We start from the raw sequence: 25,373 nt of genomic DNA, 5'->3' as shown, positions 1-25,373 counted from the left end.
CGAGGGAAGTCGATGGGCGTGGCTGTGCTATGCCCGTCGGCAAGGGGCAGAGAACATGAACGAGGTTTTGGAACGCTTCGCCGCGCGAGCGGCGGATCACGCGCGTATGGCGCAGTCGGCGGCACACGCCGGCACCGCGTTTGCGATCGAGAAGCGGAACGTGGATGCCGAACATGCACTCACCTATGTGCAAGGACACGCGAAGACGGAACTCATCAATGCGCTGCGCAGCATCGGGCAGCAACTCCGACCATGATCGTTGGGCGCACGGAGGCGGGTGGCGACGGCATTGAAGCGTCGCTTGAAGCGTCGCATATGGCGCCGCGTTACGCGGTTTCGTCCATCGGCGATGGATCGTTTGCAGCGGCGATGGCGGACGTTGACGTTAAGCGAGCGTTGCCGGCGGTGGCGGTTCGCGACGTCGCGGCGTCCTCCCGCAGTTCGGCACTTGGGGCCCTGGCGCGGCATTTGGATGACATTGGGCGTCATCGCGTCGAGGCGCAGATGTTGTCCGATGATCTGGCCGGCGCATGGGCGTCGAGGATGGACGTGCGAACGCTGGCGATGACGATGCATCGACAGGCGCGCGCCATGGCGTCGTACAACATGAGCGTTATGTGGGGCGCCAAGCTTGTCGGCATGACTGCGGGGGCGCTCAAGCAGTTGACGGCGGCGACATGAACGCCCCGACATGATTGCTGCCGTGTGGGCCGCATCGCTGCGCGTGGCGTTGAGTTACCTGCCATTGGTCGTGGCAGTGCTCGGTTTATCGGGGTGTGAACGGAAGGTCGAACTAGAGTTGGCGCCGGACGTCCGCAAGGCTAGCGAGATCGCCGCGGTTCTGGGCACGCATGGGATCGAGGTCGAGCGTAAAGCCGAAAAATCGGGTGTGATGCTCTCCGTGGCACATGCCGATTTTTTTCGGGCGATGCGGGCCCTGCGCGAAGCCGGCTTGTTGCGACCTGATCGCCCGAGCATCGACGAGAAGTTGGGAAAGCGCGGGGTCGCGCCGAGCCCGGCCGAGGAACGAGCAAGGCGCGTCCATGCTATCGAACGCGGGCTGGAAGAGACGCTCATGGACATCGACGGCGTGATCGCCGCGCGTGTGCGCATCGTCCCGTCCGAGCGCCCGGCACCTGGCGCACCGCTCGCTTCGGCGTCCGCGGCGGTGCTCGTCAAGCATCGCGCCGACGTCGATCTATCGTCGCTCGTGCCAGGCATTGCAAGCCTCGTCAAGAACGGCACGCCGGGTTTAGCGGGCGCGGACGACCACCGCGTCGCCGTTCTGCTCGTCCCTGAGCAGCCGATCGCCAACGCGCCCGCTGTCGCCGCGGACCGAGCTATTGATCGCTCAGCGTCGCGATTGGTTGCCCTGGCCTGTGGCTCGATGGCGTTCGGCTATTTTGCCGACCGGTTGCTGCGCCGTGTGCGTTGGCGAGCGTCGAAACGCAAGCGGGAAATACGCCGGAAATAAGCACAATCGCCCCTATGTTCCACTATTCGAGAATTTTCTGACCGCCTATCGGCGTCACGTCCCTACAATTCGGCAATTGGCCGGCCGCAACGACGATCTTTCGATCAGTGCCAGGAGCGGGACCGCTCGTTTGGCCGCGAAGTATAAGGCGCCGAAGGCCGCGATTGCTGCACTCCCTCCGGCCGGGTGAAACGGCATCCGCGTTGGGATCGCGGTCGTTGATAGAGGCATAAAACGTCGTGAACAAACTTTTGCAGATCGTATTGGCGGAAGACCATGCGCTGGTCCGCTATGGCATTCGGCTGGCCATCGAGGCAGGCCATGTCGCACAGGTTGTCGCCGAAGCCGCCAATTCCGACGAGTTGATTGCGGTCGTACAAGCGCAGGCTTGCGATGTGATCGTAACGGACCTGTCGATGCCAGGTACGCGCACGCGCGATGGCATTGCGTTGATCGATCGGCTAGGGCGCATCCGCCCCGGGGTGCCGATCGTCGTCGTTACCGCTATGCGAAACGCGGCGATTTTGAACAAGCTGATCGAGAAGGGCGTGGCCGCCATCGTCGAGAAGGCTGGCGGCGTCAACGAGTTGCATTGCGCGGTCGTCGCGGCCGGGCAGGGGCGCACCTACGTGAGCCCTGGGGTAGAAGCGCTGCTGGCGCACGCGAGTCTCGTGGGCGCGCGGGTCGGCAAGGAAGCTGCGCTGACGACCGCCGAGTTGGAAGTCGTTCGCCTGTTTGCCGCCGATGGACTGACTGCAAGTCAAATCGCGCAGCGGCTCAATCGCAGCGTAAAAACCGTCAGCGCGCACAAGAGGCGGGCGCAGCACAAGCTCGGGCTTTCGACCAACAAAGAATTGTTCGAGTACTGTCGAGCCCACGATCTCGGTTCGCCGTGAAGGCGCGTCGGCGGTTTCGCGCCGCTCGCCTAGCGTATCTTTGCGCGGGATGTATGCTTGCCGCGATGGCGCTCGTTGCCTGTTCGCGCCGGGACGGCAGCGGCGAGCCGCCGCGCACGGCCTGGGACCTGCGGCTACCGTTGTCTCAAGCCGATCGCACTTATCTCGAATCGCTGCCGCCGTTGCGAGTTGGCGTTGATCCGAAGTGGGCGCCGATGGCGTTCGTCGACGCGCAGGGCAAAATCGACGGCATCTCGGCGGATTATCTCGATTTCCTACGCGATACGCTGCATATTCGCTTTCGCGTCGTGCCGACACACTCTTGGGCCGAAACGATCCGGCTCGCCAACGATGGCCGTATCGACGTCGTCGTCGCTGCCTCGAAGTTCGACGGGCTGGTGCCTGCGTTCGGCCTATCGACACCGTATGTTCGTTATCCGCTCGTCATCGTCACGCGCGAGACTGCGCCGTTCATCGGTGGTTTGGAAGATCTCGAAGGTGCCGAGGTGGCGGTCGTCGGCGACTTGCAGACCGCGCGCGCGGGGCTCTCCGGCTTGTCGGGCATCCATACGGCGACGGTCGGCTCGGCGGAGGATGGGCTCAAAGCGGTCGCGCAGGGGCATGCGTTTGCGTATATCGGCGATCTCGGCGTCATTGATCGGATCGTGCGCGAGCGCTACGCGGGCACGCTGCGCGTGGCTGCGCCGGCCGATCGTATTCAGGACCTGTCGTTTGGCGTCGCGCCGCAATTTGCTCCGCTGCTGCCGCTGATCGATCGTGTGCTGCAGGCCATCCCCGAAGTCGAACGCGAACACATCCAAAATAGCTGGCTGTCCACGCGCTTCACGTTCGGTGTGGCGCGTCGCACGCTCTGGCTCGTGCTGACGCCCGTCGGTGCGCTGACACTCGTTTTCCTGGTGTTGTTGTCGCTCAATCTATTGCGTTTGCGAAAGGAGGTGCGTCAGCGGCGCCGGACCGAGCGCGAGCTCGTTTTCGAGACGCGCTTCAAGACGTTGCTGATGAACACCGTGCCGATCCCGATATGCGTCAAAGACGCGCATGGCCGGTATCTAGCGGTCAATCCGGCCTACGAGCAAGCCACGGGTGTACGAGCCGAAGATGTCGTCGGTAAAGCGCCGCCAGCGCCATACTTAGCGGCGGGGATCGATACCGACGTGCTCGGCGACGTGGCGCTGGCCGTGATCGAGACGGGCCGTCCGGCACAAGGCGAGATTCGCTACCGTGGGCCCGATGAAGCGATGCACGAAGCCGTCTATTGGGTGCGTCCGTGTGGCAACGAAAACGACGATCGGGCGGCGGCCCTCTGTGCATTCGTCGATGTGTCCGATCTGCGACGCATGGAGCGGCGCGAGCTCGAGCACAAACGGCGCCTCGCCGAATTGACGCAGGCGTTGCCGTCGGTCGTGTTTCAATTGCGCTTCGCGCGCGCGGGGCGCCCGCGGTTCGAGCTCGTCTTCGCGAATCGTCGCGCCGATGAACTGCTGCAATCGCACGGGGCCGCCGCGCTTGATGTCTTCGGCGCGTTCGCGCGTGCGCTCGAGCCGCTGCAGCGGCGCCGTTTGACGAAGATGTTCCTGCGGTCCGCGCGCGGATTGGACAGCGTGAGGGACGAGTTCATGCTCCAACGGCCGAACCGCGATCAGGCGTGGTTTCACGTCGAGGCCGCGCCGCAGGCGCGCGAGGACGGCAGCATCGAATGGAACGGCTATCTGCACGACGTCACCGAAGCCAAGCAAGCGCATGCCGCGCTGATCGCGGCCAAGGTCGATGCCGAGGCGGCGGCGCAGCTTCGCGACTCGTTCATCGCGACCGTCAGCCACGAAATTCGTACGCCGATGAGCGGTATCGTCGGCATTTTGCAGTTGCTCGACCATGACGGGCTGTCGGTCGACGATCGGCATCTGGTCGAGATGGCCGGCAAGGCCGCCGAGCTGTCGCTCGGAATCCTCAACGATATCCTCGATTTCGCGAAGAGCGAAAATGGCGAGCTGTCGCTCGAATCGGCGCCGATGAGCCTCGCTGAAATCGTGCACCGGTCTGCCGGCTTGGTTGCGCCGGACATCGAGCGCAAGGGGCTGCGTTTGCACGTCGATATTTCGCCCGCTGTCGCGCAGCGTCACGTCGGCGACGTGCAGCGGCTCGGCCAAGTGCTGCTCAACTTGCTCGGCAACGCGGTGAAGTTTACCGATCGAGGCGCCGTGTCGATCGCCGTCGGTGTGGTGAGCGACACGTCCGAATACCAAACGCTGTCCGTGCAAATTGCCGATACCGGCATCGGAATCTCGCTCGACGATCAGGCGCGCTTGTTCTCTCCGTTCGCGCAAGCTCGCGGCATGCTCGCGAGCCGTTATGGCGGAACGGGCCTGGGGCTTGCCATCTGCAAACGATTGATCGAACAAATGGGAGGCTCGATCGCGCTCGAGAGCGAGCTCGGTCGCGGTACGACGATTTCGCTGACGCTGAACCTATTGGTCGATCGCGGTTTGCCCCCCGGCGGACCGGATGCTCGCATGGTTCGCGAGATGCGCGAGGGCGCGTCCGACGCGTCCGACGTATTCGATGCGTCCGCGCGATCGGCGCCGCGCATCCTGCTCGCGGAGGATCAGGCCATCAATCGCGAGGTGCTGCGCCGGCAACTCGCGAGCCTGAACGTCGCCGACTGCGACTTGACCGAGGACGGCGCACAAGCGCTAAGCGCGTACGCGCAAGGCAACTACGCGATGATCATCACCGATTGCGCGATGCCTTTGCTCGGCGGCGCCGCGCTGATCGCGAGCATTCGCGAGCGCGAGCGCGGCACCGGGCGCCACACGGTACTGATTGCCTTGACGGCGGATGCCACGCCGGCGCAGCGCGAGGCGTGCATCCAGGCGGGGGCCGACGAGGTGTGTGTGAAGCCGCTGTCGCTCGAACAGCTACGAACGCTGCTCGCGCGATACCGCCTGCTTGCCGCGCCGAGCGGCGGCATCGTCGAAGTCGACGGACATAGCGCGCTGCGACGACAATTGGAGGAAGCGCTCGCGGCGGATATGAATGCGCTGCTCGCGGCGTCCGCGGACAACGACCGCAATCAGGTGCGCGACGTTGCACACTCGATTGCGGGCACGGCCGCCTGGTTTCAGCTTCGGGAACTAGCGGCGACGGCGATGCGGCTCCAACAGGATCTCGAAGAAGAAGGATGGCCGCAGGCATCGGTGCTTGCATTGAAATCGGCGATCGAGCGCACGACGACCCACGAAGATGTTTGATTGCCGGATGCGACCGTCTCCGGTCGTCACGCGCGTAACGGCATCAAGGAAAGATCGCGCGCGGCGCCTCGCTGCCGATCGCGCGGTTCACAGCGCTGCGCTTATCGTTATCATCCGGGCATGGCGTTGCGATCGGAGAAAGCATGCAACCGAAGGTAAGGGCGGGTGGTCAGCCGGAGCAGCCCAAACGTGGGTGGCGCCGATGAGCGAGCGGACGATTTCATGCGGCGTGATCCTGCTCGATGCTGGCGGTCGCGTCCTCCTCGCCCATGCAACCGAGACTACGCATTGGGACATTCCGAAAGGCCAGCCCGATCCGGGCGAGATGCCCATCGACGCCGCGTTGCGCGAGCTTCGCGAGGAAACGGGTATCACGCTGGCACCGCCGCGGCTCAAGGAGCTTGGCCGCTTTGCCTATCGCCGTGACAAAGACCTGCATTTGTTTGCGGCGCGTGTGGAAGACGGGGAGGTCGATCTGGCACGCTGCGTCTGCACGTCCCTGTTTCCCAGTCGCAGGGACGGCACGCCGATTCCCGAAATGGATGCCTTTCGATGGGCGGCGCCCGATGCCGTCGGCCGGTATGCAAGCGGCAGCCTCGCGCGCTTATTTGCGACGACGCTTTCGCTGACCGAATTGCACCGAACGTTATAGGGCGCCGCGCGCTTACTTGCCCCAGCTATCGCGCAAACCGACGATGCGATTGAACACGGGCTTGCCCGGCTTCGAATCGTAGCGATCGGCGACGAAATAGCCGTGTCGCTCGAACTGGCAGCGATCCTCGGGCTGGAGCGCTTCCGTGCCGGGCTCCGCATATGCCTGCACGATGCGCTTCGAATCGGGATTGAGCGCTTCGAGAAAGTTGCGGCCACCGGCGTCGGGCTGGGGTTCCTTGAACAAGCGGTCGTAGAGGCGCACTTCGGCCGGCACGGCGTGCGCCGCGCTCACCCAATGGATGTTGCCCTTCACCTTGTAGTTGTTCGCGCCGTCCGTGCCCGATTTGCTGTCGGGGAAGTAGTTGCAATGGACGGCAACGATATTGCCGTGCGCGTCCTTCTCCGCGCCCGTGCATTCGATCACATAGCCGTAGCGCAGGCGCACCTTGTTGCCGGGGAAGAGCCGGAAGTAACCCTTGGGCGGCGTTTCCGTGAAATCGTCGCGCTCGATCCACAGCTCGCGCGTGATCGGGAAATTGCGCTGGCCACGCTCGGGGTGGTGCGGATGGACGGGTGCCGAGCAGGGCTCGGACAGGTCGGCCGGGAAGTTGTCGATGACGAGCTTGAGCGGATCGAGCACCGCCACCGTGCGCGGCGCCTTGGCGTCGAGATCGTCGCGCAGGGCGCCCTCGAACACGCTCATGTCGATCCAGGAATCGACCTTCGTCACGCCGACGCGATCGCAGAACAACTTGACCCCTTCGGCCGTGAAGCCACGCCGGCGCACGCCGACGATCGTGGGCATGCGCGGATCGTCCCAGCCGTCGACGTGGCCTTCCGTCACGAGCTGCAGCAGTTTGCGCTTGCTCGTGATTGCGTAGGTGAGATTGAGCCGCGAAAACTCGATTTGCTGCGGCAGCGGCCGCGTGAAGACGCCGGCGTCGGAAAGCTCGTTCAGCACCCAGTCGTAAAGCGGCCGGTGATCCTCGAATTCGAGCGTGCAGAGCGAATGCGTGATGTTTTCGAGCGCATCCGAGATGCAATGCGCGTAGTCGTACATCGGGTAGACGCACCAGATATCGCCCGTGCGGTAGTGGTGTGCGAAGCGGATGCGATAGAGCACCGGGTCGCGCATCGTCATGTTCGGCGAGCCCATGTCGATCTTGGCGCGCAGCACGTGCTCGCCGTCTTTGAACTCGCCCGCCTTCATGCGGCGGAAAAGATCGAGGTTCTCCTCGGGCGTGCGGTCGCGATCGGGCGAGTTCTTGCCCGGCTCGGTCAGCGAGCCGCGGTTCGCGCGCATCTCGTCAGCCGTTTGGCTGTCGACGTAGGCTTTGCCGCGCTCGATCAGCAGTTCGGCGTATTGATAGAGCTTGCCGTAGTAGTCGCTCGCGAAGTACTGGTGCGAGGCGCCGTCTTTCTCCCAGTCGAAGCCGAGCCAGCGCACGGCGTCGATGATCGACTCGGCGTACTCCATGCTTTCCTTCTCGGGGTTCGTGTCGTCGAAGCGCAGGTGGCATACGCCGCCGTAGTCGCGCGCGACGCCGAAGTTCAGGCAGATGCTTTTCGCATGGCCGATGTGCAGATAGCCGTTCGGTTCGGGCGGAAAGCGCGTTTCCACGCGGCCGCCCCATTTGCCCGTGCGGTTGTCTTCATCGATGATGTTGCGAATGAAATTGGACGGCGAAGCCGCCGCAGCGTCGTTGCGTTCGTTGTTCATGCGAAAGTCGGAAATCGGCGGAAAGTACACGGGGCGGGCCCGCGGCGATTCGACCATTCTACCTAAAGCACGCGCTGCCGGGCTTGGCGCGGCAATTGCGCTCCAATTGCGCGGCATCGGCAGCCCATTTAACCCGACACGATCGAGATCGCAAAGCCGTCCCATCCTTTGCTGCCGACCGTTTGGATGGCCGTCGTCGTCAGACGCGGATCGGCAGCCGCCATCTCGAAGTAGCGGCGCACGCCGGTCACGTCGGCGTCGCGGCTGCCGGCTTGGGCAACGCGGCCTTCGCGGACGACGTTGTCGCAGATGATCACCGTGCCGGGACGCGAGAGCGCGAGCGCGCCCGTCAGGTAGGCGGGGCAGCCGTCCTTGTTGGCGTCGATGAAGATCAGATCGAACGGCGCGACTTGCTCGGCGGCGAGTGCCGTCAGTGACGAGGCCGCGTCGCCGACGCGCACCGTCACGCGTGCGGTCAGGCCCGCTCGCTCGAGGTTTTTGCCGGCGAGCGCGGCGTAATCGGGATTGACTTCGAGCGTCGTGAGCGAGCCGTCGGCCGGCAGCGCGCGGGCGAGCCAAATCGTGCTGTAGCCGCCCAGCGTGCCGATTTCGAGGATGCGCCGCGCACCGTGAATCCGCGCGATCAACTGCAGCAGCATGCCTTGATTCGGCGATACGTTGATCGCCGGCAGTCCCGCTTGCGCGCTCGCGGCGAGCGCCGAGTCGAGCGCGGGATCGGCGGGGACGAGCGTGCCGCAAAGGTATTCATCGACGGCGGTCCATTTGGCTTGATCCATGGGTAGTCTCCCGAGGAGCGGAGCCGGCGTCGCACCCCGGTTCCGCGTGTGGCGATCAAAAAGGGGCGAGCGCTTATACTACGCGCGAACCCTCGAACCGTTTGCGCAAGCGCGCAAACGCCATCACACGCGACACCCCATGACTCAGACGAAGACTTATGTGCTGCCCGGATACGGGAACTCGGGCCTCGGCCATTGGCAAACGCAATGGGAAGCGCGCGATCCGTCGTTCGTTCGCGTGGCGATGCCCGATTGGGAGCGCCCGGTGCAGGAGGCCTGGTGCGAGACGCTCGACGCGACGGTCGCGACCGCGCCACGCGGGCCGCTTTGCTTTGCGGCGCATAGTCTCGGCTGTTTGACCGCCGTGTATTGGGCGCTGCGCTGCGCCGATGCCGTGCAACTCGATAAGATCGCCGGCGCGCTGCTCGTGGCGCCGCCCGATCCGCGCGGGCCGGCCTTTCCGCTTGACGCGAGCGGTTATGAAGACGTCGCGCTCGCGCCGCTGCCGTTTCCGTCGATCGTCGTCGCGAGCAGCGACGATCCGTATGGTTCGCTCGATTTCGCGCAGCGCTGCGCGCGCGCGTGGGGCAGCCGCCTGATCGAGATCGGCCCGCGCGGCCATATCAATGCGGACAGCGGGCTCGGTGAGTGGGAAGAAGGGCGGCGGCTGCTCGCGTCGTTGTCCGCCTGACCGATTTTCTCCTCCGCCTCGCCTTGAGCAGACCTGGCGCGGTGCCGGACAACACCGGCGCACCCGCCCCGGCTCAGATCACCGACTTGCCGCGCAGCGCGGCGATAGCCGCTTCGTCGTAGCCGAGCACCTCGCGCAACACGGCGTCCGTATGCTCGCCGAGCGTCGGCGGCGCGCTGCGCACCTCGGGCGGTGTCGCGCTCATGCGGATAGGGTTGCGCACGAGCGGAGCCATCGCACCGCTCGGATGCGGCACCTCGACGCGCATGCCGCGCGCGCGCACCTGCGCATCGTCGAACACTTCGTCCAGATCGTTGATCGGCCCGCACGGCACGCCGGCCGCTTCCAACGCCCCGATCCATTCGCGCTTGCCGCGCGTCTTGACCATCTCGGCGACGATCGGCACGAGCACGTCGCGGTGGCGCACGCGTTCGGGGTTCGTCGCGAAACGTACGTCGTCCGCGAGCGCGGGCCGGCCGCCGATTTCGACGAACTTGCGGAATTGCCCGTCGTTGCCGACGGCGACGATGATCCAACCGTCGCTCGTCTGGAACGCCTGATACGGCACGATGTTCTGATGCGCGTTGCCCCAGCGTGGCGGCGCTTTGCCGCTTGCCAGATAGTTGGAGCCGACGTTGGCCAGCATGGCAACCTGCACGTCGAGCAGGGCCATGTCGATGGCTTGGCCCTCGCCCGTGCGGTCGCGGTGCGCGAGCGCCGCGAGCACGGCGACGGTTGCGTACATACCCGTCATGAGGTCGGCGATCGCGACGCCGGCCTTTTGCGGGCCGCCGCCAGGCAACGCCTCGCGCTCGCCCGTGATGCTCATGAATCCGCCCATGCCTTGCACGATGAAGTCGTAGCCGGCGCGCTCGGCGAGCGGCCCCGTTTGGCCGAAGCCCGTGACGGAGCAGTAGACGAGATCGGGCTTGACCGCTTTGAGCGATTCATAGTCGAGCCCGTACTTCGCGAGCTGTCCGACCTTGTAGTTCTCGAGCACGACGTCGCTCGTGCGCGCGAACTCGCGCACGATCTCTTGGCCTTCGGGCGTGGCGATGTCGACCGTGACCGAGCGCTTATTGCGGTTCGCGCACAGGTAATAGGCTGCCTCGCGCGTGTCGGCGCCGTCGGGCATCTTCAGGTACGGGGGCCCCCAGTGGCGCGTGTCGTCGCCGGCGCCGGGGCGCTCGACCTTGATGACGTCGGCGCCGAGATCGGCGAGCGTTTGCGCGCACCACGGGCCCGCGAGCACGCGGGTCAAGTCGAGCACGCGGATATGGCTGAGCGCTCCCATTCGATCAGTGTCTCCTCGATTTGATCGGCGCCGGCCGGGCGGCGGGCGTCGCAAGCATGTTAAGCGCTTTTCGGCGGGCCTCCCAAGCTGGCCGTACGGCATAGCCCATATGCAGACGGCAGAAACGGGGCCGGCAGCGGCGATCGCGCGACAATTCCGTATAATGAGCCGTTTAGGGGAAAACGGCCCGGCGCCATGTGCGGTCAGGCGCGGCCGGTTTCCAGTCGAGACCGTCCCCCTCAGTTTTCTATGAAAGCCGCCGAAATCCGCGAGAAATTCCTCAAGTTCTTCGAATCGAAGGGCCATACGATCGTCCGCTCGTCGAGCCTCGTGCCCGGCAACGACCCGACGCTGCTCTTCACCAATTCGGGAATGGTGCAGTTCAAAGACGTGTTCCTCGGCGCGGAGTCGCGTCCGTACTCGCGCGCCACGACGGCCCAGCGCAGCGTGCGCGCCGGCGGCAAGCACAACGACCTCGAAAACGTCGGCTACACGGCGCGGCACCATACGTTTTTCGAGATGCTCGGCAATTTCTCGTTCGGCGATTACTTCAAGCGCGACGCGATTCATTACGCGTGGGAGTTGCTGACGAGCGTCTACAAGCTGCCGAAGGAAAAGCTCTGGGTGACCGTCTATCAGGAAGACGACGAAGCCTACGACCTCTGGGCCAAGGAAATCGGCGTGCCGACCGAGCGCATCATCCGCATCGGCGACAACAAAGGCGCGCGCTACGCGTCCGACAACTTCTGGCAGATGGCCGATACGGGCCCCTGCGGTCCTTGCTCCGAAATCTTCTACGACCACGGCCCCGACGTTTGGGGCGGGCCCCCGGGCTCGCCGGAGGAAGACGGCGATCGCTACATCGAGATCTGGAATCTCGTGTTCATGCAGTTCAATCGCGATGCCCAAGGCAACATGACGCCGTTGCCCAAGCCCTGCGTCGACACGGGCATGGGTTTGGAGCGTATCGCGGCGGTGCTGCAGCACGTGCACAGCAACTACGAGATCGACCTGTTCCAGGCGCTCATCCAAGCGGCGTCGCGCGAAACGGGCGTGGCCGATCTTACGAACAACTCGCTGAAGGTGATCGCCGATCACATCCGCGCGTGCTCGTTCCTCATCGTCGACGGCGTCATTCCCGGCAACGAAGGGCGCGGCTACGTGCTGCGCCGGATCGTGCGTCGCGCGATTCGCCACGGCTACAAGCTCGGTTGCAAGCATTCGTTCTTCCATCAGCTCGTGGCCGACCTCGTCGCGCAAATGGGCTCGGCCTATCCCGAGCTCACCGATGCGCAGGCGCGCGTGACCGACGTGCTGCGTCAGGAAGAGGAGCGTTTCTTCGAAACGATCGAGCACGGCATGTCGATCCTCGACGAGGCGCTGGCCGCGCTCGATGCCAAGGGCGGCAAGACGCTATCGGGCGATCTCGCGTTCAAGCTGCACGACACCTACGGTTTCCCGCTCGACCTTACGGCCGACGTTTGCCGCGAGCGCGACATGACCGTCGACGAGCCGGCGTTCGACGAGGCGATGACGCGTCAGCGCGAGCAAGCGCGCGCGGCGGGTAAGTTCAAGGCGGCCCAGGGGCTCGAATACTCGGGCGCGAAAACGACATTTCACGGTTACGAAGAGTCGATCTTCGACGATGCGAAGGTCATCGCGCTTTATGTCGAGGGCACGGCTGTCGATGAAGTGAAACACGGCCAGCACGCCGTCGTCGTGCTCGATCACACGCCGTTCTATGCGGAGTCGGGCGGTCAAGTCGGCGATACGGGTGTGCTCGCGAACGCGAGCGTGCGCTTTGCCGTGGCCGATACGCTGAAGGTGCAGGCCGACGTCATCGGCCATCACGGCTCGCTCGAGCAAGGCACGTTGAAGGTGGGCGACGTCGTCAAGGCGGAAATCGATGCAATTCGCCGCGCCCGCACGGCGCGTAACCACTCCGCGACGCACTTGATGCACAAGGCGCTGCGCGAAGTGCTCGGCGGCCACGTGCAGCAGAAGGGCTCGCTCGTCGACGACGAAAAGACGCGCTTCGACTTCGCGCACAACGCGCCGATGACGGACGAGCAAGTGCGCCGCGTAGAGGACATCGTCAACGCCGAGGTGCTCGCCAATGCGCCGGGTGTCGTGCGCGTGCTGCCGTACGACGAGGCCGTGAAGGGCGGCGCGATGGCGCTGTTCGGCGAGAAATACGGCGACGAAGTGCGCGTGCTCGATCTCGGTTTTTCGCGCGAGTTGTGCGGCGGGACCCACGTGCACCGCACGGGCGACATCGGCCTGTTCAAGATCGTCGGCGAAACGGGTGTGGCCGCGGGCATTCGCCGTGTCGAGGCGATCACGGGCGATAACGCCGTGCGCTACGTGCAAGGGCTCGAGAGCCGCGTCAATGCCGTGGCGGCCGCGCTGAAGGCGCAGCCGTCGGAACTCACGCAGCGCGTCGCGCAGGTGCAGGATCAGGTCAAGTCGCTCGAGAAGGAATTGGCGGCGCTCAAGTCGAAGCTCGCGTCGAGCCAAGGCGATGAGCTCGCGGCGCAGGCCGTCGACGTGGCGGGCGTGCAAGTGCTCGCCGCGACGCTCGAAGGCGCCGACGTCAAGACGCTGCGCGAGACCGTGGACAAGCTCAAGGACAAGCTCAAGCACGCGGCGATCGTTCTGGCGGCTGTCGATGGCGGCAAGGTCAGCCTCATCGCCGGCGTTACGGCCGATGCGAGCAAGAAGGTCAAAGCGGGCGAGCTCGTCAACTTCGTCGCGCAGCAAGTGGGCGGCAAGGGCGGCGGCCGGCCCGACATGGCCCAGGCCGGCGGCACCGAGCCCGAAAAACTGCCCGCCGCGCTCGCGGGCGTGACGGGGTGGGTGCAGGCGCAGCTTTGATCGGAGCGAGGTGAAGCGCGCGCCGAGCGCATCAAAAGCACGCGCTTGCCGTTCGCACCGTTCGTTCACCGCCCCATACCCTTGTCGAAAGAACTAGAAGGCCGCGCGCAGCGAGACTGCGGGCGGCCTTTTTCACGTCCAGCGTGCCGGTGCGACGCTTTGCATGGGCGCTAACGTGCATGGCGCCGCCGTCCTATGTGCCAGTCATCAAGTCGTCATCAGCGTGCCTCGATAATCGCGTCCATAACGAAGTAAAGATTCACTAAAAACATACGTTTCGCGCGGCGAGGAGACACGCGCGACAAACCACGCATCGGGGCTCTCCATGACGATTCGTCATCGCATCACGTTGTTGGTGCTGCTCATGTTCGTCGCGCTCGCGGCGATCGGCGGCTATGCGACCTATCAAGCGCGCCGCAGTGCCGGGCAAGTGCGGCAAGTCACGCAAGGTGTCGTGCCGAGCGCGCTCGCATCGGCCGATCTCGTGTCCGAAGTGAAGGACGTTCAGCTCGCGACGATGACGCTCGTCTATGCGCCCGACGCCAACATGGTGGCGCAAGCGCAAGAGCAGTTGAAGACGAAGGAGGCCGCGCTGCGTCAGGCGCTCGACGTACAGGCGAAGGCCGCGGCGAGTCATGCGCAAAAGGGACTCGTCGCGCAGGCGCGCGAGAGCCTTGCGAACTACTTCTCCGCCATCGACCAAACCGAACAGATGAAGGCCACGGGCAAGGACGCACTCGCTCAAGCGTTCTTGTTCGCGGACGTCGGCGAATATCGCAACGAGCTCGAAGGGATCGTCGAGACGATGCGGATCGAGAAGAACCGTCAGAAAGACGACGCGATCGGCGCGCTCAACGGCATGCTCGCCACGACGACGACTGCGATCGGCGGAGCCACGGCCGCCGCCATCGCGCTCTTGACCGTCATCGGCATGCTGCTCTATCGCCAGATCACGCGGCCGCTCACGCGCATGCAAGCGGAGATGAGCGAGATCGCATCGAGCCAGGATTTCACGCGGCGCGTGCCCGTTGCGCGCATGGACGAGATCGGTCGCTCGATCGTCGCGTTCAACGACATGATCGAGAAGATCGAGCAGAGCGCGTTGCAACTCAAACAAAAGACGGCCGACATCCAGGCGATGCTGCAGAACATGCAGCAGGGCATCTTGACCGTCGTCGGCGACAGCGTGGTCCACGGCGAATATTCGGCGTATCTCGAGGCGATCTTCGAGACTGAGGACATCGCGGGCCGCGACGTGATGGCGCTCGTTTTCGACGGTACGAGCCTCGATGCCGACACGCGTTCGCAGGTCGAAGCCGCGATTCACGCCTGTATCGGTGAAGACGCCATCAACTTCGCGTTCAACGAGCATCTGCTCGTCAATGAAGTGGCGAAGACGATGCCGGACGGGCGCGTGAAGACGCTCGACCTGAGCTGGTCGGCCATTACCGATGAAACCGACACGGTCATGCGCCTCATGCTGTGCGTGCGGGACGTGACCGAGCTGCGGCGCTTGACGGCCGAATCGACCGAGCAAAAGCGGCAGCTCGAGATGATCGGCGAGATTTTGGCCGTGAGCCAAGACAAGTTTCATCAATTCGTCGAGAGCGCGAAGGGCTTCATCCACGAGAACGAGCGCATCATCGGCCAGCACGAGCATGCCGACGAATCGGCTTTGGCTGAACTATTCCGGAACATGCACACGATCAAGGGCAATGCACGCACCTACGGCCTGCGCCATTTGACGAGCATCGTGCACGAGGCCGAGCAGCGTTACGACGAGATGCGTCGCCTCGGCGTGGGCGAGGTGTGGGACCGCGAAGCGTCGATCGCTGAGCTTGCGCGCGTGAAGCAGGCCGTCGAGCACTACGCGACGATCAACGAGGTCAATCTCGGCCGCAAAGGTCCGCATGAGTTCGCCCAGCGCGCGCAGAGCGGCCGTTACATGGTGGTCGATCGCTCGCACATCGACGACAGCCTGCATCAGGTCGAATCGGTCGACGAAACCGACGTTGCGGGGCTCGTCGCCATGCGCGATGCCGTGCGCCGCACGCTGCGTCTGCTCGATACGGAGAGCTTCGGCCAAGCGCTGTCGGGTCCGCTCGAATCGCTACCGTCGCTTGCCAAGGAACTCGGCAAGCGCGCGCCGAGCGTCACGATCGACGACAACGGCTACCGTCTGCGCAGGCATGCGAGTGCCGCGCTGCGCGACGTCTTCATGCATCTGCTGCGCAACAGCGTCGATCACGGCATCGAGCCGGCCGACGACCGCGCGTCGATGGGCAAGCGCGAGGCCGGGATGATCGACATCGAAGTCGGCGTCGATGCCGGCGCGCTGCAGGTGACGCTCAGCGACGACGGCCGCGGCCTGGCGCTAGCGCGGATTCGCGCGATCGCGTTCGAGCGCGGCTGGATCGCACCGAATGAGGAGGTCGGCGATGAAACCATCGCGGGTTTCATCTTCCGTGCGGGCTTTTCCACGGCCAAGGCCGTGACGGAAGTGTCCGGGCGCGGCGTCGGCATGGACGCCGTCAAGGAGATGCTGGAGCGCGAACACGGTCGCATCGAACTGCGTTTCACCGATGAGCGTCGCGGCGCCGATTTCCGGCGCTTTCAGACGATCGTGCATCTGCCCGAATCGTGGGTGGTCGATAGTCTCGGCGCACCGGTCGGTCAGGCTGCGAAAGCGGCGCGCGACGATGCGCTCGCATGAGCGGCGTGCAGGCATGGGCAATGGGATCGAGTAGATATAGCGGGTCGAGTCGGGGAAAGCTGTGGTTCTAACGAATGGGATGGTGGCTGCGGCGGCGACGGCCGTCGCGGCACTCGCGGCGTGTGCCGCATGGGCCGCACACAAACGCGCGAGCGTGCGAGCGGCGCGGCGGTACGACGACGCGCTTGCGCGTTTGACCGATGCGCACGATGAAGAAATGGCGCATCGTGTCGCGGTTGTCGCGACGCACGAGGCGCGCGTGAGCGAACTGTCGGCCGAGATCGAACGGCTGACGGATGCGCTCGGGCACGAATCGGGCGACCTCGGCGAGGCCCGCACTGCGCTCGGCGCGGCATTGGCGCACCACGACGATCTGCTTGCGCATGCAAAGAAAATCGAGGGCGAGGCCGCGCGGCTCAAGCAGTTTTCGGCGACGTTCGAGCGTTGGCACGAGCAGATGATCTCGCTGATGGCGCAGAACCAGGACATGCACCGCAAGAACCACGAGCTCGCGCATATCGTCAATCACGTGCTGATGGTGTCGCTCAACGCGTCGATCGAGGCGGCGCGCGCCGGTGCCGCGGGCCGCGGCTTCTCGATCGTGGCGGGCGAAGTGCGTGCGCTCGCGACGCGCTCGCAGGAGCTCTCGAAGAGCTATCGCGACAGTCTCGATCGCAACGATCTCGTCACGACGGCAACATTCCAGGACATTCAAGCCGGCGGCAAGATGATCACCGCGGCGCTCGGCGGCGTCGAGGCGCTCGTCCACCAATTCCAAACGAAGCTCGAACGGAATCCGACGTGATCAGCCAAGCCGCTAAGGACAGCCTCGAGCGCATTTTCTTTCAAGCCGCGCGCACACGTTTGACTGCCGAGCCGACGCACGCGTGCGACATCGTTCGCGCGGCGACGCACAGCGACACCGAGCGAGGGCCGCGCGCCGAGATGCTCGTGCTGACGATCGCATCGATCGCGTTTCGCATCGTGCTCTTGCTGCAGTTCGCCGACGACGAGGCCACGCGCGACTACTACGTGGGCCCGGGAGCGGACCGTACGCTGCGTGACGCGGCGATGGAAGTGGGCAACCTCTGCTGCGGCGCCATCAATCAGCAGCTCATCGAGCATTTCCGAGACCTCGGCATGTCGACGCCTTATGCGCTGTCGAGCGACTGCATGGGCTATCTCGATGAGCTCGCGCCGGGCTACGTCGCGGCCTACGACGTTACGATCGAGCATGCCGTGCGGCTACGCGCGACGTTGTGCGTGTGCGCGAGCGCGCCGCTCGATTTCGTCGCTCAAGTGGCCGACGTACACGAGAGCGCCGGCGAGCTCGAGCTGTTTTGACTTACGACATCAACGCGAGAGATGAGATATGGCAAAGATTCTGGTGGTGGACGATTCGAGCACCGTGCGCGATGAAGTGGCCGGGTTTCTCCGCAAGAATGGTCTCGACGTCGATACGGCCGTGGACGGCAAGGATGGGCTCGCCAAAGTGAAGACGAACCCCGGCGTGCGGCTCGTGATCAGCGACGTGAACATGCCCAACATGGACGGCTTGACGATGGCCGAGAAGATTCGCGGCGAACTCGCGAACGGCGCGGTCAACATCATCATGCTGACGACCGAAAGCAGCCCCGCCATGAAAGAGCGCGGCAAGGCGGCAGGTGTCAAGGGCTGGATCGTCAAGCCTTTCAAGGGCGAGGCGGTGCTCGACACCTTCAGGAAGCTTGCGGGCTGAATTGAATCAACCGGCGGCGATGGAGGTGGATTGACGTTCGCCGTCGCCGTCCGGCGTAGCCGTGCGCCCGTTCGGTTCGACGGGTGCGCTCGTTCCGCCCACTTCGGCCAGTAGCGCTTCACGCAACGCATGGAGCGCGGCCGAGTCGTGTCCGCGACGCCAGATCAGCAGCGTCGGAACGGCGCCGAGCGGCCCGAGCGGATGAACGGCGACTTCCTGCGCGCCGCCCGGCAGCATGTCGAGCACGGAGCGCGGCGCGACGGCCACGCCCGCGCCCGCCGCCACGCAGGCGATGATGGCGTGGTACGAACCGAGTTCGAGCACGCGCACCGGCCGGATGCCGTGCTCGGCGTACCAGCGCTCGACATAGCTCCGATAAGCGCAGCCACGCTCGAACGCGATCAGCGTCGACAGGGCAACGTCGTTCGCGGCAAGAATGGCGCGGTGGCCGCGCGGCGTTACCATCACCAATTCCTCGTCGAAGATCGCCACCGATTCGAATTCGTTCGTCAGTACCGATGCATCCGGCGGCGTGGCGACGAGCGCCGCGTCGATTTCGAATTCGCGCACGCGCTCGATCAGGCAGCCCGTCGTGCCCGTGACGAGTTCGAGTTCGACCTCGGGCCAGCGCTGATGGTAGGCGGCGAGCACACGCGGCAAGCGGCTGGCCGCCGCGCTTTCCATCGCGCCGAGCGCGAGCCGGCCGCGCGGCCGATCTTCGCGTAGCGCGTGGCGAGCCTCGTCGGCCAGCGCCAGCAGCCGCTCCGCGTACGGCAGCAGCGTCCGCCCGGCCGGCGTCAGCACGAGCCGGCGCCCATCGCGGACGAACAGCTCGGTGCCCAACTGCTGCTCGAGCTGCTTGATGCGCATCGTGACGTTCGACTGAACGCGGTTGAGCTTCGCGGCGGCGCGCGTCACGCCGTTCTCCCGCACCACGGCGCGGAAAATCGTCAGTGCAGCTAGATCCATGATTCTCTCCAGAGGATGGATTCCATCAATATTAATCATTTTTCTAGATTGATGCTGCGAGCTAGTATGTGTGGGTAGAGGCGTAGGCGCTGTCGGTTGCGGCATTGCGTAGGCTCGTCTCATTGGCGCTTGCGAGGATTTCGATGGAGCACTCCGATTCGATAGGCGATACCGCGTTGCGTCGCGGCGGGGACGCCGCAGGCGCCGGGCACGTTGCGCTCGCGTGTATGGTTGCGCTCGCCGTTGCGCTCGGTGTCGGACGTTTCGCGTTCACCCCGTTGTTGCCGCTGATGCTGCATGCCGGTGCGCTCGATCTGCGCTCCGGCGGGTTGCTCGCGTCGGCCAACTACGCGGGCTATTTCATCGGTGCGCTGACCTGCGCGCTCCTGCCCATCGAGCATGCGCGGATGGTGCGTGTGGGGCTGGCGACGACCGCGGTGCTTACGCTTGCGATGGGCGTGACGCACAGCCTTCCGATTTGGATCGCCGTCCGGTTCGTGGCCGGCGTCGTCAGCGCCTGGACCTTCGTGTTCGCCTCTCAGTGGGGGCTCGCGCGGCTGGCTCGGCTCGGCGCGCCGGCGTGGGGCGGCGTGATTTATACGGGGCCCGGCATCGGCATCGTCGCGACGGGGCTCATGGCCGGGGCGGCGGCGCACCAAGGGGCGCCGTTCGGCTGGGTCTTGTTCGGCGTTTTGTGCGTGGTGTCGACGGCTTGCGTGTGGCGCACGTTTGCGCCGTCGACGGGGCAAGCTTGGCGGTCGTGGCGATCCGGGCGGGCGGCGCCGGCGGTGAATCCATCTGCTGCCGCGCGGGTGGCTCCCGCATCGAGCATTCGGCCGCATGCCGATGCGGGGGGCGTTTCGTCGCTGAGCGAGGCCGAGCGGCGCAGGCAGGGGATCTGGCTCGTGGTGCTCTACGGCATGCCCGGCTTCGGCTACATCATCACCGCCACGTTCTTACCCGTCATCGCCCGCCATGCGCTGCCGGGATCGAACTGGCCCGATCTGTTCTGGCCGATGTTCGGCGCGGCCTTGATCCCCGGCTCGCTGTTCGCCGCGCGTTTGCCGGCGCGGTGGGACAACCGGCTGCTGCTCGCGGCGTGTTATGTCGTGCAGGCCGTCGGAATCGCACTCGGGATCGTATTTCCGACGGCCGCGGGCTTCGCGATCGGCAGCGTGCTGATCGGCCTGCCGTTCACGGCGATCACGCTGTTCGCAATGCGCGAGGCAAGGCGGTTGCGGGGCGAGCATGCAGCCGGGCTGATGGGCTATGCAACGGCCGCCTATGGCGTCGGCCAGATCGTGGGGCCGCTCGTGGCCGCGCCGATCGCCGCGCGTGTCGGCTCGTTTGCGCCATCGCTCTGGCTGGCGGCGCTCGTGCTGATGGCCGGCGCGGCGGGGCTCGTCGTGCTGGCGAGCAAGTCGCGCTAGATGCTGCGATAAGCACTGCGGCAAGCGCTATCGCTCATGCTGCGCGGGTGATCGCTCGGGCAGAGGCAAAGCCGCTAGAATGGGCGCGTTTCGCGCCATCCGGCGCCGCTTGTCTGCATCCTCCACGACCTATGAGCGACTATCGATTCTGTCCGCGCTGCGCGAGCGCGCTCGTCGAGCGGGCCGATTCCGCCGCGGACGGCGGCCGCATGCGCCACCTTTGCCCCGACGACGTCTGCGGCTACGTCCATTGGAACAATCCGCTGCCCGTCGTTGCGGCCATCGTCGAGTACGAGGGCAAAATCCTGCTCGCGCGCAACGCGGCGTGGCCCGAGGGGACGTTCGCGCTGATCACGGGTTTTCTCGAGCAAGGCGAGACGCCTGAGCAAGGGATTGCGCGCGAGGTGCTCGAGGAAACGTCGCTGCACGTGCGCGAGACCGAACTCGTCGGCGTGTACGAGTTCATTCGCAAGAACGAACTCATCATCGCCTACCACGTGAAGGCCGAAGGCACCGTTGCGCTATCGCCGGAGTTGCTCGAATATCGGCTCGTCGAGCCGGCCAAGCTGCGTCCGTGGCGAGCCGGCACGGGACCCGCGCTCGGCGATTGGATGCGCCGCCGCGGCTTGCCGTTCGAGTTCGTCGAGCGCGCGGGGCAGTAGGGCTTATCCGCACCATGAGCAAACCGACTCCCGCCTTGCGCGACGATTACCGCCATTTCTTGCCGATCACGACGCGCTGGATGGACAACGACGTTTACGGGCACGTCAACAACGTCGTCTACTACAGCTACTTCGATACGGTCGTCAACGAGTACCTGATTCGCTCTGACGTACTTGACGTCGAGCACGGCACGACGATCGGCCTCGTCGTCGAGACGCAGTGCAACTATTTTGCGCCGCTCGTTTTTCCGGAGCGCGTCGATGCGGGGCTGCGCGTGGCGCGCATCGGCGGGTCGAGCGTGCGCTACGAAGTCGGCTTGTTCAAGGAAGGCGAGCGGCAAGCTGCCGCGCAGGGGCATTTCGTGCACGTCTACGTCGATCGGGCGACGCGTCGCCCCGTCGCGCTGCCCGAGCCGCTGCGCGCCGCGCTCGTGCCGCTCATTGCCGCGGCGAGCGAGGAGCGCGCTTAAGGTGCAGGCATTCGCCGTCGCGACGCTGAACGGCATCAGCTACGGGCTGCTGCTATTCATGCTGTCGGCAGGGCTCACGCTGATCTTCAGCATGCTCGGCGTGCTGAACTTCGCGCATGCGAGCTTCTACATGCTCGGGGCCTATCTCGGCTACAGCATCGCTGCGCACGAAGGGTTCGGATCGGCGCTCGTCATGGCGCCGCTCGCCGTCGGCATCGCGGGCGCCGCGGTCGAGCGCACGCTGCTGCGGCGCGCTCGGGCGAACGGCCCACTGCACGAGCTCTTGCTGACGTTCGGCTTGGCCTATCTGCTCGCGGAACTCGTCAAGCTCGTCTGGGGGCTCGGCAGCGTGTCGCTGGCGTTGCCGTCCGCGCTCGACGGGCCATTGATCGCGCTCGGCGACGTCACCTTTTCGCGCTATCGCGCATTCATGATGGTCGTATCGGTCGCCACGCTCGCGGCGTTGTACGCCCTGCTGCGCATGTCGCGCACCGGCCTCGTGCTGCGCGCGGCATTGACGCATGCGCGCGCCGTCGAAGCGCTCGGCCACGACGTCGCGCGTATCGGCACGCTCGTCTTCGCGATCGGCACGGCGCTCGCGGCGCTGGCCGGCGTGATCGGCGCGCCGCTCGCCGTCGTCGAGCCCGGCATGGCCGAGGCTGTCGGCTCGATCGTGTTCGTCGTCGTCATCGTCGGCGGGCTCGGATCGCTCGGCGGGGCGTTCGTCGCTTCGCTGCTCATCGGGTGCATGCAGACATGGGCCGTGGGCAGCACGGCGTCGCTCGGCACGTTCGCGCGGATGGCCGGGGTGCGGCTACCGGCGGTCTGGGACGCGCTCGCGCTCTCGCAGGTCGCACCGCTCTTGCCGTACGTTCTGCTCGTCGCGATGTTGGCCTGCCGTCCACGGGGGCTTTTCGGAAGACGAGAAGACGATGCGTGAGTCTATGCCGGAGTCCGTGCCCGAGCCTGCACGCGATCGACGCGAAACGCGCGCACCGCACGCCCGCTCGATCGCCCGCGGCATACCGTGGATCGTCTTGGCCGCGTTGCTCGCGGGGCCGCTGTTCGTCGTGCGCGAGGCTTCGCTGTTCGCCTATCTCGCGCAAGCGTCCGCCATGATCGTGTTCGCGCTCTCGTACAACCTGCTGCTCGGGGAAACGGGGCTGCTTTCGTTCGGTCACGCAGCCTATGCGGGGCTAGGGGCGTTCGTCGCGGCGCATCTGTTCAATCACGGCGCAATTGCGCTGCCATGGCTGCCGCTCGTGGGGGGCGCGGGCGGCGCGGCGTTCGGCGCGCTGTTCGGTTCGATCGCCACGCGGCGTGCCGGTACGGCGTTCGCCATGATTACGCTCGGCATCGGCGAACTCGTCGCCGCCGCCGCGTGGACGCTGCCCGAAGGGTTCGGCGGGGCGGCCGGCGTGGCGATCGATCGCGGCAGCGGCCCGGCGTGGGGTAGCCTGACGTTCGGTGCGGATCGCCAAGCCTATGCGGTCATCGCTTGCTGGACGGCGCTGTCGGTCGTCGCGATATTCGCAGTGACGCGCACGCCGCTCGCGCGGATGGCCAACGCCGTGCGCGACAACGCCACGCGCGTGGCGGCGCTCGGCGTCGATCCTCGACGCGTTCGCCATGCGATGTATGTCTTCGCCGCCTTCTTTGCGGGAGTGGCAGGCACGTTGACGTTGATCGACGTCGAGCTCGCGTCGCCCGAAAGCGTGTCGATGGCGCACTCGGGCGCCGTGCTGATCGCGACCGTGATCGGCGGCTCGTCGACGTTTTTCGGGCCGGTGGTCGGGGCGTTCGTGCTGACGGGCCTCAGCGTCGCGCTGGCCAGCGTTACGCGGGCGTGGCCGGTGTATTTGGGCTTGTTGTTCGTCGGCGTCGTCTTACGCTTTCCCGAAGGCATCGCGGGATCGTGGTCCGAGCATCGTTCGCGCGTCGAACGATATGGCGCGCGGCGGCTTCCGCTCGTTTATGCGCTCGGTGCCGTCGCCGGTGCGGCGTGGTTCGCCGCGCTCGTCATCGGCGTCGAATCGCTCTACGCGCGCCGGTTCGCCGCCGATGCGGGCGGGGTCTGGCGCATCGGATCGTTCGGGTTCGATCTCGGCTCGTCGGCGACTTGGTCGACGCTCGCCATGCTCGTTCTAAGCGGCGCCGTGGCGTGCTATGCGATGCGCGCCTGTCTGCGCGTGACGGCACGCCGGGAGGCGCGATCATGACGGTGCGCTATGCGCTCCGGCTCGAAGGCATTGCGCGGGGGTTTCGTGCGACGCGCGTGCTGAACGGCGTCGATCTATCGGTTGCAAAGGGCGAGCGCCACGCATTGATCGGGCCCAACGGTGCCGGGAAGTCGACGTTGTTCAACGTAATCGGCGGGATGTTGCAGCCCGATGCGGGAACGGTATGGCTCGACGGCGTCGACGTGACTGGGCGCAGCCCCCATGTCCTGGCGCGCTCGGGGCTCGGCCGCAGCTTTCAGACGACGTGTGTATTCGCGCGGTTGACCGTGCTCGAGAATCTGCGTTGTGCCGTGTGGTGCGGCGTCGGCGCCGCGCATGATAGCGCTCGAGCGCTGAAATGGACGCGCTGGTGGCGGCGCTCGCACGAGATCGACGAGCGTGCGTGGGGCATGCTCGTCGAGCTCGAGCTCGAGCACGCGGCGCAGATGCCGGCGGGTGCGCTCGAATACGGCGCACAGCGTAGGCTCGATCTGGGTATCGCACTGGCAAGCGGCGCGCGCACGCTGTTGCTCGACGAACCTACGGCCGGCATGAACCGCGACGAGGCGGCGCGCACGATCGAGCGGCTGCGCAGCATGAGCGGCGGCAAGACGCTGCTCGTGATCGAGCACGACATGGATGCCGTATTCGCGCTTGCCGATCGCGTTTCGGTGCTCGTGCAAGGTCGCATCATCGCGACCGGGACGCCGGCGCAGATCCGCGCCGACGAGCGCGTACGCGAAGCCTATCTCGGCGCGCCGCCGGAGGGGGAGGCTCGATGACGGCGTTGCTCGACGCGCGTTCGGTCCGTGCCTGGTACGGCGAGGCCCAAGTGCTGCACGGCGTGGATTTGCGCATCGATGCGGGCGAACTCGTGTTGCTGTGCGGACGTAATGGTTCCGGACGCTCGACGTTCGCGAAGGCGCTCGTCGGTCTCGTGCGTCGCGCGGGCTCGATTCGGTTCGCGGGCGAAGAATTGGCGGCGCGGCCCACGTTCGAGATCGCGCGGCGCGGCGTCGGCTACGTGGCCGAGCAGCGCGAGGTTTTTCCGATGCTGTCGGTCGAAGACAATCTGCGGCTTGGCATCAAGCCAGGAGCGGGGCGTCAAGCGATGCGAGCGCTCGCCGACGCGTTCGAGCGCTTTCCGATGCTGGCCCAGCGACGCAAGACCGCTGCGGGCGTGCTCTCGGGCGGCGAGCAGCAAATGCTCGTGCTGGCACGCACGCTGATGGGCGCGCCGCGTTTGCTCATCGTCGACGAGCCAACGGAGGGGCTGGCCCCGCAGGCGGTCGAATCCGTGGCCGAATGCTTGAGGGGCCTATGTAAGCAAGGCGGCGCGGTCCTATTGATCGAGCAGCGGTTGACGATGGCACATCGTTTGGCTGATCGCGCGGCGGTGATGGGCCACGGGCGCATCGTCTTCGACGGCGCGGTCGGGATGCTCGATGCGCATACCGTCGACGAATGGATTGCAGTGGGCGGCGAGCGCTGAACGTCGAAATG

Annotated in this window: 23 protein-coding genes; 19 read left to right on the top strand and 4 right to left on the bottom strand. The window is 65.7% G+C overall.

Going from position 1 to position 25,373, the window contains the following annotated elements; translation table 11 throughout:
* Window positions 1–55: 55 nt before the first annotated feature.
* The 6 genes from J3485_RS12055 (at window position 56) to J3485_RS12030 (ending at window position 6,291) form a co-directional block, all read left to right on the top strand.
* Window positions 56–256, top strand: coding sequence for a hypothetical protein (locus tag J3485_RS12055; RefSeq protein WP_206952680.1), 201 nt, complete (start codon window positions 56–58; stop codon window positions 254–256).
* 248 nt (window positions 257–504) lie between these two features.
* Window positions 505–681: a hypothetical protein gene (locus tag J3485_RS12050; RefSeq protein WP_206952679.1), complete on the top strand. Its 177-nt coding sequence runs from the start codon at window positions 505–507 to the stop codon at window positions 679–681.
* Between the two features lie 10 nt (window positions 682–691).
* The gene (locus J3485_RS12045) at window positions 692–1,474 is read left to right on the top strand and encodes a hypothetical protein (protein WP_206952678.1); all 783 of its coding nucleotides are present in this window, start codon (window positions 692–694) and stop codon (window positions 1,472–1,474) included.
* A gap of 239 nt (window positions 1,475–1,713) precedes the next feature.
* Window positions 1,714–2,370, top strand: coding sequence for a response regulator (locus J3485_RS12040; protein ID WP_206952677.1), 657 nt, complete (start codon window positions 1,714–1,716; stop codon window positions 2,368–2,370).
* A 53-nt stretch (window positions 2,371–2,423) separates the two neighbouring features.
* Window positions 2,424–5,639: an ATP-binding protein gene (locus tag J3485_RS12035; RefSeq protein WP_206952676.1), complete on the top strand. Its 3,216-nt coding sequence runs from the start codon at window positions 2,424–2,426 to the stop codon at window positions 5,637–5,639.
* A 202-nt stretch (window positions 5,640–5,841) separates the two neighbouring features.
* Window positions 5,842–6,291: an NUDIX hydrolase gene (locus tag J3485_RS12030; protein ID WP_206952675.1), complete on the top strand. Its 450-nt coding sequence runs from the start codon at window positions 5,842–5,844 to the stop codon at window positions 6,289–6,291.
* 12 nt (window positions 6,292–6,303) lie between these two features.
* Here J3485_RS12030 and J3485_RS12025 read toward each other — a convergent pair whose 3' ends face one another.
* Window positions 6,304–8,013 (bottom strand): glutamine--tRNA ligase/YqeY domain fusion protein, encoded by a 1,710-nt coding sequence (locus tag J3485_RS12025; RefSeq protein WP_206952674.1) that lies wholly within the window; start codon window positions 8,011–8,013, stop codon window positions 6,304–6,306.
* 128 nt (window positions 8,014–8,141) lie between these two features.
* Window positions 8,142–8,810: an O-methyltransferase gene (locus tag J3485_RS12020; RefSeq protein ID WP_206952673.1), complete on the bottom strand. Its 669-nt coding sequence runs from the start codon at window positions 8,808–8,810 to the stop codon at window positions 8,142–8,144.
* Between the two features lie 139 nt (window positions 8,811–8,949).
* On the opposite strand from J3485_RS12020, the gene J3485_RS12015 reads away from it, so the two are divergent.
* A complete protein-coding gene (locus J3485_RS12015; RefSeq protein ID WP_206952672.1) occupies window positions 8,950–9,501 on the top strand; it encodes an RBBP9/YdeN family alpha/beta hydrolase in 552 nt (183 codons plus the stop codon).
* Between the two features lie 73 nt (window positions 9,502–9,574).
* Here J3485_RS12015 and J3485_RS12010 read toward each other — a convergent pair whose 3' ends face one another.
* Window positions 9,575–10,795: a CaiB/BaiF CoA transferase family protein gene (locus tag J3485_RS12010; RefSeq protein WP_206952671.1), complete on the bottom strand. Its 1,221-nt coding sequence runs from the start codon at window positions 10,793–10,795 to the stop codon at window positions 9,575–9,577.
* Between the two features lie 249 nt (window positions 10,796–11,044).
* Here J3485_RS12010 and alaS point away from each other — a divergent pair, with 249 nt between their 5' ends.
* The 5 genes from alaS to J3485_RS11985 all read left to right on the top strand — a co-directional run bounded on the left by alaS (window position 11,045) and on the right by J3485_RS11985 (window position 18,120).
* Window positions 11,045–13,669 (top strand): alanine--tRNA ligase, encoded by a 2,625-nt coding sequence (alaS, locus tag J3485_RS12005; protein ID WP_206952670.1) that lies wholly within the window; start codon window positions 11,045–11,047, stop codon window positions 13,667–13,669.
* 325 nt (window positions 13,670–13,994) lie between these two features.
* Complete coding sequence (locus tag J3485_RS12000; protein ID WP_206952669.1) at window positions 13,995–16,382, top strand: ATP-binding protein; 2,388 nt, start codon at window positions 13,995–13,997, stop codon at window positions 16,380–16,382.
* 79 nt (window positions 16,383–16,461) lie between these two features.
* On the top strand, window positions 16,462–17,187 hold the full coding sequence (locus J3485_RS11995) for a methyl-accepting chemotaxis protein (protein ID WP_206955780.1): 726 nt from the start codon (window positions 16,462–16,464) through the stop codon (window positions 17,185–17,187).
* Window positions 17,184–17,726 (top strand): hypothetical protein, encoded by a 543-nt coding sequence (locus J3485_RS11990; protein ID WP_206952668.1) that lies wholly within the window; start codon window positions 17,184–17,186, stop codon window positions 17,724–17,726. The genes J3485_RS11995 and J3485_RS11990 overlap by 4 nt, the downstream gene beginning before the upstream one ends.
* Before the next feature lie 28 nt (window positions 17,727–17,754).
* Window positions 17,755–18,120: a response regulator gene (locus J3485_RS11985; protein WP_206952667.1), complete on the top strand. Its 366-nt coding sequence runs from the start codon at window positions 17,755–17,757 to the stop codon at window positions 18,118–18,120.
* A gap of 6 nt (window positions 18,121–18,126) precedes the next feature.
* On the opposite strand, the gene J3485_RS11980 is transcribed toward J3485_RS11985, so the two are convergent.
* Complete coding sequence (locus J3485_RS11980) at window positions 18,127–19,089, bottom strand: LysR substrate-binding domain-containing protein (RefSeq protein WP_206952666.1); 963 nt, start codon at window positions 19,087–19,089, stop codon at window positions 18,127–18,129.
* Window positions 19,090–19,232: 143 nt separating this feature from the next.
* On the opposite strand from J3485_RS11980, the gene J3485_RS11975 reads away from it, so the two are divergent.
* From J3485_RS11975 to J3485_RS11945, 7 genes are all read left to right on the top strand, one after another.
* Window positions 19,233–20,519, top strand: coding sequence for a YbfB/YjiJ family MFS transporter (locus J3485_RS11975; RefSeq protein ID WP_242538556.1), 1,287 nt, complete (start codon window positions 19,233–19,235; stop codon window positions 20,517–20,519).
* Window positions 20,520–20,650: 131 nt separating this feature from the next.
* Entirely contained in the window at window positions 20,651–21,181 is a 531-nt protein-coding gene (locus tag J3485_RS11970) for an NUDIX domain-containing protein (protein WP_206952665.1), read from the top strand.
* A gap of 14 nt (window positions 21,182–21,195) precedes the next feature.
* The gene (locus tag J3485_RS11965; protein ID WP_206952664.1) at window positions 21,196–21,651 is read left to right on the top strand and encodes an acyl-CoA thioesterase; all 456 of its coding nucleotides are present in this window, start codon (window positions 21,196–21,198) and stop codon (window positions 21,649–21,651) included.
* Between the two features lies 1 nt (window position 21,652).
* Window positions 21,653–22,591 (top strand): branched-chain amino acid ABC transporter permease, encoded by a 939-nt coding sequence (locus J3485_RS11960; RefSeq protein ID WP_206952663.1) that lies wholly within the window; start codon window positions 21,653–21,655, stop codon window positions 22,589–22,591.
* Window positions 22,584–23,870: a branched-chain amino acid ABC transporter permease gene (locus J3485_RS11955; RefSeq protein ID WP_242538555.1), complete on the top strand. Its 1,287-nt coding sequence runs from the start codon at window positions 22,584–22,586 to the stop codon at window positions 23,868–23,870. The genes J3485_RS11960 and J3485_RS11955 overlap by 8 nt, the downstream gene beginning before the upstream one ends.
* The gene (locus J3485_RS11950; protein ID WP_242538554.1) at window positions 23,867–24,652 is read left to right on the top strand and encodes an ABC transporter ATP-binding protein; all 786 of its coding nucleotides are present in this window, start codon (window positions 23,867–23,869) and stop codon (window positions 24,650–24,652) included. Before J3485_RS11955 ends, J3485_RS11950 begins: the two co-directional genes overlap by 4 nt.
* Window positions 24,649–25,362: an ABC transporter ATP-binding protein gene (locus J3485_RS11945; RefSeq protein ID WP_206952662.1), complete on the top strand. Its 714-nt coding sequence runs from the start codon at window positions 24,649–24,651 to the stop codon at window positions 25,360–25,362. Before J3485_RS11950 ends, J3485_RS11945 begins: the two co-directional genes overlap by 4 nt.
* Window positions 25,363–25,373 lie beyond the last annotated feature (11 nt).

The sequence above is a fragment of the Trinickia acidisoli genome (assembly GCF_017315725.1).
GTDB classification, from domain to species: domain Bacteria; phylum Pseudomonadota; class Gammaproteobacteria; order Burkholderiales; family Burkholderiaceae; genus Trinickia; species Trinickia acidisoli.
Note: the sequence above shows the minus strand (reverse complement) of the source record. Positions and strands in the feature narration are given on the sequence as shown.